Annotated in this window: 11 protein-coding genes and 1 other RNA gene; 10 read left to right on the top strand and 2 right to left on the bottom strand. The window is 51.4% G+C overall.

Annotated features, from left to right (window positions below):
• Positions 1-284: 284 nt before the first annotated feature.
• The 9 genes from ACA108_19455 (at position 285) to ACA108_19415 (ending at position 7,772) form a co-directional block, all read left to right on the top strand.
• A complete protein-coding gene (locus ACA108_19455; GenBank protein ID XEX95479.1) occupies positions 285-1,616 on the top strand; it encodes an MFS transporter in 1,332 nt (443 codons plus the stop codon).
• A 26-nt stretch (positions 1,617-1,642) separates the two neighbouring features.
• The gene (gene garL, locus ACA108_19450; GenBank protein ID XEX95478.1) at positions 1,643-2,413 is read left to right on the top strand and encodes a 2-dehydro-3-deoxyglucarate aldolase; all 771 of its coding nucleotides are present in this window, start codon (positions 1,643-1,645) and stop codon (positions 2,411-2,413) included.
• Positions 2,414-2,440: 27 nt separating this feature from the next.
• The gene (gene garR / locus ACA108_19445) at positions 2,441-3,331 is read left to right on the top strand and encodes a 2-hydroxy-3-oxopropionate reductase (protein XEX95477.1); all 891 of its coding nucleotides are present in this window, start codon (positions 2,441-2,443) and stop codon (positions 3,329-3,331) included.
• A 59-nt stretch (positions 3,332-3,390) separates the two neighbouring features.
• Complete coding sequence (garK, locus tag ACA108_19440; protein ID XEX95476.1) at positions 3,391-4,536, top strand: glycerate 2-kinase; 1,146 nt, start codon at positions 3,391-3,393, stop codon at positions 4,534-4,536.
• A gap of 42 nt (positions 4,537-4,578) precedes the next feature.
• Positions 4,579-4,957: RNase P RNA component class A (rnpB, locus tag ACA108_19435), an RNA gene on the top strand.
• Positions 4,958-5,183: 226 nt separating this feature from the next.
• A complete protein-coding gene (locus ACA108_19430) occupies positions 5,184-5,645 on the top strand; it encodes a hypothetical protein (GenBank protein XEX95475.1) in 462 nt (153 codons plus the stop codon).
• A gap of 10 nt (positions 5,646-5,655) precedes the next feature.
• Positions 5,656-7,323 carry an S-type pyocin domain-containing protein gene (locus ACA108_19425; GenBank protein XEX95474.1) on the top strand — a complete coding sequence of 556 codons (1,668 nt, stop codon included), beginning with the start codon at positions 5,656-5,658 and terminating at the stop codon, positions 7,321-7,323.
• Positions 7,310-7,567: a bacteriocin immunity protein gene (locus ACA108_19420; protein XEX95473.1), complete on the top strand. Its 258-nt coding sequence runs from the start codon at positions 7,310-7,312 to the stop codon at positions 7,565-7,567. Before ACA108_19425 ends, ACA108_19420 begins: the two co-directional genes overlap by 14 nt.
• Positions 7,560-7,772 carry a CPCC family cysteine-rich protein gene (locus ACA108_19415; protein XEX95472.1) on the top strand — a complete coding sequence of 71 codons (213 nt, stop codon included), beginning with the start codon at positions 7,560-7,562 and terminating at the stop codon, positions 7,770-7,772. The genes ACA108_19420 and ACA108_19415 overlap by 8 nt, the downstream gene beginning before the upstream one ends.
• Positions 7,773-8,085: 313 nt before the next feature.
• Here ACA108_19415 and ACA108_19410 read toward each other — a convergent pair whose 3' ends face one another.
• Entirely contained in the window at positions 8,086-8,724 is a 639-nt protein-coding gene (locus tag ACA108_19410; protein XEX95471.1) for a helix-turn-helix domain-containing protein, read from the bottom strand.
• 438 nt (positions 8,725-9,162) lie between these two features.
• On the opposite strand from ACA108_19410, the gene ACA108_19405 reads away from it, so the two are divergent.
• A complete protein-coding gene (locus ACA108_19405; GenBank protein ID XEX95470.1) occupies positions 9,163-11,139 on the top strand; it encodes an alkyl/aryl-sulfatase in 1,977 nt (658 codons plus the stop codon).
• Positions 11,140-11,256: 117 nt separating this feature from the next.
• Here ACA108_19405 and sfsB read toward each other — a convergent pair whose 3' ends face one another.
• Positions 11,257-11,550: a DNA-binding transcriptional regulator SfsB gene (sfsB, locus tag ACA108_19400; protein ID XEX95469.1), complete on the bottom strand. Its 294-nt coding sequence runs from the start codon at positions 11,548-11,550 to the stop codon at positions 11,257-11,259.
• Positions 11,551-11,688: the final 138 nt, after the last annotated feature.

Below are 11,688 nucleotides of genomic sequence, written 5' to 3'. Positions count from 1 at the left end.
AGATCACTTAATCTGTTCAGCCCCTGCGCCGTAAGGAGGGCAATCTGAAAATCTGTGCAATGCGCCCCATAAAGATGTGCCTGTGCTCAAACTTATAACCAATTATAAATTGTTTATTGTGCAGATGCCTAATGCCCGGCTATTTCATGCTGACTATACTGTATTGCGTATTATCAACACCAGGCTAATTACCATCCGCGATATAAATCCAAAATATATTGGTTTCGTCGCAGCTTATAAATAACAGATCCTTGCAAGCTGTATTCGACTCAGAGGATGTATAAATGATTTTGGACACTGTCGTTGAATCAAAAAAAGGGCATCACACCCGATATTTAATATTATTAATTATCTTTATTGTGACGACCATTAACTATGCGGACCGTGCCACGCTTTCCATTGCCGGTTCTGAAGTTGCCAAAGAGCTGCATCTGAGCGCCATTTCCGTCGGCTATATCTTCTCCGCCTTCGGCTGGGCCTATCTGCTGATGCAGATCCCCGGCGGCTGGCTGCTTGACCGCTTCGGCTCGAAAAAGGTCTACACCTGGAGCCTGTTTTTCTGGTCGCTGTTTACCTTTACGCAGGGATTCGTGGGCATGATACCGCTGGCTTATGCCGGTATCTCCATGTTCTTCATGCGCTTTATGCTTGGCTTCTCCGAAGCGCCTTCTTTCCCGGCCAACGCCCGTATAGTAGCGGCCTGGTTCCCGACGAAGGAGCGCGGCACCGCTTCCGCGATTTTTAACTCGGCGCAGTATTTCTCGCTGGCGCTTTTCTCTCCGCTACTTGGCTGGCTGACTTTTGCCTGGGGCTGGGAGCACGTCTTTACCGTGATGGGCGTAATAGGCTTCGTGCTGACCTTCGTGTGGGCTAAGTTAATCCATAACCCGACCGACCACCCGCGTATGTCCAGCGAAGAACTGGATTTCATCTCCAGAGGCGGCGCGGTGGTGGATATGGACCACAAAAAAGAGAAGAGCGCGGACAGCGGCCCGAAACTGCACTACATCAAGCAATTACTGAGCAGCCGCATGATGCTCGGCGTGTTCTTCGGGCAGTATTTCATTAATACGATTACCTGGTTTTTCCTAACCTGGTTCCCGATTTACCTGGTGCAGGAAAAGGGCATGTCGATTCTGAAGGTGGGCCTGGTGGCCTCCATCCCGGCGCTTTGCGGTTTTGCAGGTGGCGTGTTGGGCGGCGTGTTCTCTGACCATCTGATTAAACGCGGCCGTACTTTGACCTTTGCCCGTAAGCTGCCGATTGTGCTGGGTATGCTGCTGGCATCAACAATCATTCTTTGTAATTACACCAATAACACCACGCTGGTTGTTTTCCTGATGGCGCTGGCGTTCTTCGGCAAGGGTTTTGGCGCGCTGGGCTGGCCGGTGATTTCCGATACGGCACCAAAAGAGATTGTTGGGCTGTGCGGCGGGATGTTCAATGTGTTTGGTAACGTGGCCTCCATCGTGACGCCGCTGGTGATTGGCTATCTGGTCAGCGAGCTGCACTCCTTTAACGCAGCCCTGGTGTTTGTCGGCTGTTCCGCCCTGATGGCGATGATTTGCTACCTGTTCGTGGTGGGTGACATCAAGCGTCTGGAATTGCAGAAGTAAGCAACGAAAACTTTAAGGTAAAGCAGATGAATAACAACGTATTCCCGAATAAATTCAAGGCCGCCCTGAAGGCGCAGCAGACGCAAATCGGCTGCTGGTCCGCGCTGGCAAACCCGATCAGCACCGAAGTGCTGGGTCTGGCAGGGTTCGACTGGATTGTGCTGGACGGCGAACATGCGCCGAACGATGTCACCACGTTCATCCCCCAGCTGATGGCACTGAAAGGCAGCGAAAGCGCCGCCGTGGTCCGCGCGCCGACTAACGACCCGGTGATCATTAAGCGCCTGCTGGATATCGGGTTTTATAACTTCTTGATCCCGTTTGTGGAAACGCAGCCGGAAGCGGCGCTGGCCATCTCTTCTACTCGTTACCCACCGGAAGGGATCCGCGGCGTGTCGGTTTCCCACCGCGCCAATATGTTTGGCACCGTGCCGGATTATTTCAACCAGTCGAATCAGAACATCACCATCCTGGTGCAGATCGAGAGCCAGCAGGGCGTGGATAACGTGGATGCCATTGCGGCCACCGACGGCGTGGACGGTATTTTTGTTGGCCCAAGCGATTTGGCTGCCACATTAGGCCACCTGGGTAACGCTTCACATCCGGAAGTACAGCAATGTATTAAGCACATTTTTGCGCGTGCCAAAGCGCACGGCAAACCAGCGGGGATCCTGGCGCCGGTTGAAGCAGATGCCCGCCGCTATCTGGAATGGGGCGCCACTTTTGTTGCCGTAGGCAGCGATTTGGGTTGCTTCCGCTCTGCTACCCAGAAACTTGCAGATTCTTTTAAAAAATAACCACCATCTAAAGAGAGAGACTGAATTATGACACTGAAAGTTGGTTTTATTGGCCTTGGCATCATGGGTAAACCAATGAGTAAAAACCTCATTAAAGCCGGTTATTCCCTGGTGGTTGCCGACCGTAACGCAGAGGTTATTGCTGAGGTTATCGCTGCGGGTGCAGAAACGGCGGCAACGCCGAAGGATATCGCCGAGCAGTGTGATGTGATCATCACCATGCTGCCAAACTCTCCGCACGTGAAAGAAGTTGCGCTGGGTGAAAACGGCATTATTGAAGGGGCAAAGCCTGGCACTGTGGTCATTGATATGAGTTCTATCGCACCGCTGGCGAGCCGTGAAATCAGCGAAGCGCTGAAGGCAAAAGGCATCGATATGCTGGATGCACCGGTCAGCGGCGGAGAGCCAAAAGCTGTCGATGGCACGTTGTCCGTGATGGTCGGTGGTGATAAAGCGATTTTCGATAAGTACTACGATCTGCTGAAGGCGATGGCGAGTTCCGTGGTGCATACCGGCGACATTGGTGCGGGTAACGTGACCAAGCTGGCAAATCAGGTGATTGTGGCGCTGAACATTGCGGCAATGTCTGAAGCCCTGGTACTGGCGACCAAAGCAGGCGTGAACCCTGAGCTGGTATTCCAGGCGATCCGTGGTGGCCTTGCGGGCAGCACCGTGCTGGATGCGAAAGCGCCGATGGTGCTGGATCGCAACTTCAAGCCAGGTTTCCGCATCGATCTGCACATCAAAGATCTGGCGAACGCGCTGGATACTTCCCACGGCGTTGGCGCGCAGCTGCCGCTGACCGCAGCAGTTATGGAGATGATGCAGGCCCTGCGTGCAGACGGCCACGGCAACGACGATCACAGTGCGATTGCCTGCTATTACGAAAAACTGGCGAAGGTTGAAGTCGCTAAGTAATGAGACGGGCACCTCCGGGTGCCCGGTTTTTCTCAGACCCGACCAGGCATGGACAGACTATGAAAATCGTTATCGCACCCGACTCTTATAAAGAAAGCCTCTCGGCGGTGGATGTGGCCCAGGCTATTGAAAAAGGATTTCGCGAGATATTTCCTGATGCGCAGTATATTTCGGTCCCGGTAGCCGACGGCGGGGAAGGAACGGTCGATGCCATGATCGGCGCAACGCAGGGCACTAAAATGGTCGCTACCGTGACCGGCCCGCTGGGGGCGCCAGTCTCTGCAGGTTGGGGAATGTCCGGCGACGGCATAACGGCATTTATCGAGATGGCAGAGGCCAGCGGTCTTGCTCTGGTTCCCCTTGAACAGCGTAATCCATTAATGACCACTTCCTACGGCACCGGCGAGCTGATTCTTCGTGCGCTGGATAAAGGGGCGCGTAATATCATTATTGGTATCGGCGGGAGTGCCACCAACGACGGTGGGGCGGGAATGGTTCAGGCGCTGGGTGCGAATCTTACTGATGCTGAAGGCAAAGAGATCGGTCCGGGCGGTGGTCATCTTCTTAGTCTGAATAACATTGACGTGACGGGGCTGGACGAGCGCCTGCAGGACTGCACGATCAGGGTAGCGTGCGACGTAACTAACCCGCTGGTGGGTGAAAACGGAGCCTCCAGAATTTTCGGCCCGCAAAAAGGGGCCAGCGAAGCGATGATCCTTGAACTGGATCGCAATCTGGATCATTTTGCCAACGTGATCAAAAAGCATCTGCGTGTAGACGTGAAGCACGCTTGCGGAGCGGGTGCCGCAGGTGGCATGGGAGCCGCGTTAATGGCGTTTTTGGGCGCGGAGCTGCGCAGCGGGATTGAGATTGTCACCGAGGCGCTGAATCTTGAAGAGCATATCCATGACTGTTCGCTTGTGGTTACCGGGGAAGGGCGCATGGACAGCCAGAGCATCCGGGGCAAAGTGCCGGTGGGCGTCGCCGCCGTCGCCATGAAGTATCACAAACCTGTTATTGGTATAGCAGGGTCACTAACCAGCGATGTGGCCGTCGTGCATCAGTACGGTATCGATGCCGTCTTTAGCGTGCTGAACAGCATTGGCACGTTAGAAGACGCGCTGAAGAACGCGTTTGAGAACATTTATCGTGCCTCCAGGGACATTGCCGCCACCGTGGCGGTGGGGATGCGAATAACGGGCTGACCGGGCGTGACACGGGCAGGCAAACCCATTATACTTCGCGCCGAAGCTGACCAGACAGTCGCCGCTTTGTCGTCGTCCTCTTTCGGGGGGAGACGGGCGAAGGGGAGGAAAGTCCGGGCTCCATAGGGCAGGGTGCCAGGTAACGCCTGGGGGGGTAACCCACGACCAGTGCAACAGAGAGCAAACCGCCGATGGCCCGCGCAAGCGGGATCAGGTAAGGGTGAAAGGGTGCGGTAAGAGCGCACCGCGCGTCTGGTAACAGTTCGCGGCACGGTAAACTCCACCCGGAGCAAGGCCAAATAGGGGTTCATAAGGTACGGCCCGTACTGAACCCGGGTAGGCTGCTTGAGCCAGTGAGCGATTGCTGGCCTAGATGAATGACTGTCCACGACAGAACCCGGCTTATCGGTCAGCTTCAACCATTCAACGAAACGCCCGCGCGATGAAAATTGTGCGGGCGTTTTGCTTTGTGCAAGGGACGAATGAATGACTGTCCACGACACTCTTCATGATAAAAAGCGGCTTATCGGTCAGCTTAACCGAATGTCACGAAACTCAGTTTTACTTAAGTTTAATACCTGTTGCGCATGTGGTTATTGCTTGTAAAATGACCTAATGGATTGTTTGTATAACATGTAGAGGGACTTATGAAACAGTACACCAATAAACTTGCTGCCGAAATGCTGGCAGCCTTTGACCAGTCACCATTCACAGCAGAACAGCTTGCGGAAATGAACGAAGAAGCCCGTGGTCTGATCGCTGAAAGAAACGCCTACAACCTTGCCCATCCGGTTACAGCCGCTTATCTGGTTGCTACGGAAGGCAGCTTAACCCGCGACGGAGGAACGGTTTTTAGTGAATACAACGGGCAGCAGATCGAAATTGAGGAGGGTGTGCGATTAAATATTTCACTTGTGGGGGATGAGGTTCGTTATCCAGATGGTACTACCGCGAAGATTAGCACCGGGGTAGGAAATATTTCAGGTGACTCAGCCGCTCTTGTCGGTAGCTCACTCGACAACGGCGATGAAATCATCAGTAGTCCGCAAGGAAACGTCAGAAGAGCAGTCCATGCCGGGGAAACGTTGCCAGTTAACTTTCTGAAATAAGGCGGTCACTATGGCATCAGTTAACAGGGGCTGCACTGTTCACGGTAAAAATGTTGGGCTACATGGAGATAAAACCTCTACAGGTGCACAATGTATTGCCGCTCGTCCTGGTATGTCGGTTATGGGCAAGTGGAAACTTTACATTGGCGATAAGACCACACCTTGCCCGAAATGCGGAAAAGTTGGCGTAATCGTTACAGGGGATCACCGACAAACGAACAGTGAAGCTGTCGCCGTAGATGGTTCGACTATTCACTGTGATTGCCCAATGGGCTCAAACTTCCTTATTGCCCTCGGAACGGTGCAGGTCAATGACTCCTTAGATGTTTCAGAACCAACAGTAAACAAAGCCACCGCCGCTGAGGCTGCCCTTACTGCTCTACCCGTTTTTGCAAAATCCTGTTTGCGCGGTGAAGGCTGCACTGACGCAGGAACTGATCAGGAATCCGTTGATAATTTCGGTCATGCTGGCTATTACCGTGTAACTCCTCAAGGAGAACAACCGATAGAAGAACCTGTTCAACACGCTCAGGCGGCAAAGAAACATAAGACAGCCGAACCATCACCACCACCAGAAGACAATCGCCCGTGGTATAAGCGTCTTTTCAGCTCTCCGGACACAACTAACGCCGCTGCAACAGCAGGAATGGCAACAGCAAGAGCCGCGACAACTACCGGGATTACGACAGGCGCAGCAACCGAAGCTGGATATGCTGCATTGCAGAAAATAGGCGGGAATTTTGCAACCGCTGGTCGCTGGATAGCCCCCAATCCCACAACTGTTTTTCTGTTTGGTATGTTCTACTCGCCGAAACTCAACAGTGGCGAGCAGGACTATATCGACAGGATGCGCCTTGAGCAGGCCGCCCGAAATAAAGAAGATGTTCCAACCCGCGTTCGCTTTCGCTGGGAGGCTGACCAGTACGGCACCATGAGACCGAAAGGCTTCCACGTCAGCGCCAGAGGCGGACAAGACAAAGTGCCTGTGCGTATGCTCCAGAAGAACACAACCACCGGAAATTACGAGTTTTGGGAAGATGGTGCAAACAAGCCGACAATCGTCTGGACACCTGACGATCCGGGATATGCTTCACCTTTCAAGACCGGCAATCAGGATAACGTATACATCCCTCCGAATGTGCTGGTTTACCCTGAAAGCGAAATTAACAGCCCGTGGTCAACGGAAACACCTGCACCGGGAGAACGTTCATTCCGGGATTATATTCTGGTACATCCAGCCGGGACATTTGACCCGATTTACATCTATCTACGTAATCTGCCTGGGCAAGTCACAGGCAAGGGGCAGAAGGTTACAGACACATGGTTAGCCGATGCGGGTCAGGGGAATGGCTCTCCGATTCCGTCTCAGATTGCTGATAAACTGCGTGGGCGCACCTTCTCCAATTTTGATGGTTTCAGAGAAGCATTCTGGCAAGAAGTGAGCAAAGACCCTGAACTATCAAGACAATTTGATCCGGGTAGTTTAGCTACCATGAAGAATGGTCGGGCGCCTTACGTTAGGAAAACGGAAAGAATGGGGTTAAGGGTCAAGCATGAACTTCATCATATTGAAGAAATACAAAATGGTGGCGCTGTTTATGATGTCGATAATTTAGGAGTTGCAACACCTAAGCGTCATATTGAAATTCACCGAGGAACACAAAATGGCAATGGGTAAAAAAATTACTGATTTCAGCGAGGCTGATTTCCTCTCATTTGTTGAGGGCATCTACCACGATACCTATCCCTCAGAAAGTGCTCATATGGCTGCTGTAGCTGAGTTTGAAAGGCTTTGCGAGCATCCTTCTGGCTCAGATTTGTTGTACTACCCGGAGGAAGGGAAAAGCGGGCCGCTCGCGATTGTTCAAGAAATCAAAGAATGGCGTAAAGCCAATGGCAAACCCGGCTTTCGTGATGAATAAATCGCAAATTTTTGAGGCCAAGATGTTATGCCTTTGCTGTGAACAATTCGAGATTAGCGGAGAGGGGAGTTTCGAAATATGCCCTGTCTGTGGCTGGGAAAATGATTCAGTACAGAGCGGCGATCATGATTATGCTGGTGGAGCTAATATCATGAGCTTGAATGAAGCGCGTGAAGAATTCCGGTATGGCCGAAAGGAAAGTTAACCCTGCTTTGACAGGTTTAATCTGTTGGTGAATGGCTGGGCGCTTAGTCCCGGCCTTTCTTTTGCTTGTTAATCGCTATATCTGTCACACAAAGTAAGTTACAGTCTGCGACACAACACAACCCCAGCGCTGTAGATGCCTGACGTATGGTTGAACGAACCCGACTTATCGGTCAGCTTCAACCATTCAACAAAACGCCCGCGCGATGAAAATTGTGCGGGCGTTTTGTTTGCATTCGTAGGTCGGATAAGCGCAACGTCATCCGACATCCTGATGGTGAAAAAATTACTTTTAGTGCTCGGGGAGCAGCGAATCAATAATCTTCCGGCAAAGTTTTATTGATTGAGGTTAGTTTGCCCTTCTTCATGGTGATATAGCCTCCTTCCTTCAGGTCTGCGAGCACGCGGAATACGTGGGTACGTGATAATTTGGTGCGGCGGATAATAAAACTCGCCAGGCCTTCCGTTTCCCCCGGGAAGGTTTTCATTCTGTAGAGATACCTGAATAACATCGGTCTTATAGTCTGATAGCTGGTGAGCTGTTTTCTTTCAGCATGCAACTCGAGCGAAAAGATGGTCATATAAGTCTGGATTTTTGATAACACATGCATATGTTCGGGGCTTTGATAAAAAATATCGTCAAAAATCTGATAAGAAATTTTAATAAGTTTTACTGGTGTCATACATGTATATGCGAACTGCAAATGTGGACAATATCTCTCCATCAAGCCAATTGGCATAAGTTCTATAGCGTTGCCAATTGTAAGGTCATTGTGCTTATGTGAGATAGCCACTGAACCTTGAAGTGTGAAATAAATAAAGCCTTCTTCCACCCGCAGGTTATCGGCGGCTGAAAATATCAGAGGCTCGCCTTTATCAGAGATACCATCAATCTCAAGTTCCAGATTAAGGGACTGATAATAAGAATGAATGTTTTCGAAGCTAGCTTCCATAAGACACCTGATATCATTTCTAATCTCCCTCAGTATAGCGATGTAAAGGAAGGATGTCTTTGTATGCAACCCTATCAATCCTCTGATGTTTTCAGGTAGTGATAGTCCCATTTGGTACTATCCCTGCCCGTAGTAATCGACTAAAGTTGGCTGGGTAGTAAATAAGCATATTTTGAAATGCCACAGTTTACAGCTGCGCTGGTATTGGATGTTTATGATGACGATATTTGTGTAGGGCAGTGACACCAAATCCATAAATAAACGTAACAGGCCTTCATTTGTTGCGCGATTCTTAGTATTTTTAATTTTTGCATTTTGGGTAAGTTGAACTATTTTCAATAACCTGACGATTTGCGAATGTCTCCCAGAATTTGCTTGCGGGCTGCAACTGCAGCCTGCATCACCGAAAACACAGACTAAAATCCAGAGGTTGAATTAATGAAATTGAATCTGATAGCCAAAAGCCTGGCCGTTGCGGGGCTGCTGACGACGCTGTCCGTGACTGCTGCCACGCCAGCCCCGGCTAAAGAAGCGACGCCTGCCACTAAGCAAGCAAACGAAGCCCTATATGGCCAGCTGCCGTTTTCTGACAAAACTGATTTTGCTAATGCTCATAAAGGCTTTGTAGCCGCGCTTCCTCAGGACGCGATTAAAGGCGAAGCCGGGAATGTCATCTGGAATCCTCAGCAGTACGCTTTTATTAAAGAGGGTGATAAAGCTCCTGATACCGTCAACCCAAGCCTGTGGCGTCAGTCCCAGCTGATCAACATCGGCGGTCTGTTTGAAGTGACCGACGGCGTTTACCAGATCCGTAACCTCGATCTCTCCAACATGACGATCATCGAAGGTAAATCCGGGGTTACCGTTGTCGACCCGCTGGTTTCTGCGGAAACCGCTAAAGCCGGTATGGATTTGTATTATAAAAATCGCGGGAAAAAGCCGGTCGTTGCTGTTATCTACACCCACAGCCACATTGACCACTATGGCGGCGTACGCGGCATTGTAGATGAAGCTGATGTTAAAGCGGGTAAAGTCAAAATTTATGCCCCGCAGGGCTTTATGGGCGCAGCCGTTGACGAAAATATCATGGCAGGTAACGCCATGAGCCGCCGCGCAAGCTATATGTACGGCAACGTGCTGCCTGCAGATGCGAAAGGTCAGGTTGGTGCGGGTCTGGGTACTACCACGTCTGCCGGCACCGTGACTTTGCTGGCGCCAACCAACTACATCACCCATACCGGTCAGGAAGAAGTGATCGATGGTTTGACTTATGACTTCATGATGGCGCCGGGCTCCGAAGCACCGTCTGAAATGCTGTGGTACGTCAAAGAGAAGAAAATGATCGAGGCTGCGGAGGATGTGACGCACACCCTGCACAACACCTACTCCCTGCGCGGCGCGAAAATCCGCGATCCGCTGGCCTGGTCGAAGTATATCAATGCCGCTATCGATCGCTGGGGCAACGATGCCGAAATCATTATCGCCCAGCACCACTGGCCAACTTGGGGTAAAGATAATGTCCTCAACCTGATGAAAGGTCAGCGCGACATGTATCGTTACATCAATGACCAGACGCTGCGTATGGCAAACGAAGGCTTGACCCGCGACGAAATCGCGGCCAACTTTAAGCTGCCGCCGAAGCTTGCTAAAACCTGGGCGAGCCGTGGTTATTACGGTTCCGTCAGCCATGACGTGAAGGCAACCTACGTCTTCTATCTCGGCTGGTTCAACGGTAACCCAGCAACCCTGGATGAGCTGCCACCGGAAGAGTCAGCGAAGAAATTCGTGGAATACATGGGCGGTGCCGACAATATTCTGAACAAAGCGAAAGCCGATTTCGACAAGGGTAACTACCGCTGGGTTGCACAGGTTGTGAACAACGTGGTCTTCGCGGATCCAGATAACAAGGCTGCTCGTGAACTGGAAGCGGATGCGCTGGAGCAGATGGGCTATCAGGCTGAATCTGGCCCATGGCGTAACTTCTACCTGTCAGGCGCGCAGGAACTGCGTAACGGCGTAGTGAAAGCGGCAACGCCAAACACCGCAAGTCCGGACACCGTACGTGCGATGACGCCAGAAATGTTCTTTGACTACATGGCTGTCCACATCAACGGTGAAAAAGCGGCGAATGCTCACGTTGTGCTGAACTTCGACTTCGGCGACCAGGGCGGGAAGTACAAGCTGGAGCTGGAAAACGGTGTTCTTAACCACACGCCAGCTTCTGAAGCTGCCAACGCTGACGCAACGATCAACCTTTCCCGCGATACGCTTAACCGCATCGTGCTGAAGGAAGAGACGCTGCAGCAGGCCAAAGACAAAGGTGACGTGAAAATCACCGGCGACGCCAGTAAGCTTGATGAAGTGATGAGCTATATGGACAAGTTTGAATTCTGGTTCAACATGGTCACGCCATAGGACTACGCCCTGTGACTTCGGTTGCAGCGGCTGGCTGAACTATAAGGTTTAGTCACTTATTCGCCCACACAGCTTAGGTTGCGTGGGCGTTTTTCGTTTTGCCGGTCTGAAACCGCGTCACTCCTGCTCATCTGCGGTGGTTTTTTGCCGCTTTTCACGAATCAGTAACGAACGGTCAATAAAGGCGTTAGTCACTGGATGGTAATAACGTGAGGGCCAGATTAACCACGGCTTGGTTCCCAACGCTTCAGCGATAAGCTGCTCGCCTTTTGGCCAGGGGCGGCTCAGCGCGTTGGCTAGCGTAGCCGAGTTTAAACCCGCTTTGCGGGACTCTGCGGCAAGAGATGTCCCGTTTTTCCGTAGCGCGGCGATAATATCTGCCGGGTGCCAGTCATGCTTTTTTCTGTCCATTTCACCTCCCTGTTGCTGATACAGTCCTGTCGTGCCATTGATTTTGTTCTGGAGTTTATAGCACGAATTCACTTTAAAAATTCCAATAAAAAAAGGCAATGGTTAGATCTGTGTTTTGTTACACAAAATTAGGTGAAA

This window comes from Dryocola sp. LX212, assembly GCA_041504365.1.
Lineage (GTDB): Bacteria > Pseudomonadota > Gammaproteobacteria > Enterobacterales > Enterobacteriaceae > Dryocola.
This window is presented reverse-complemented; position numbering and strand designations above follow the sequence as displayed.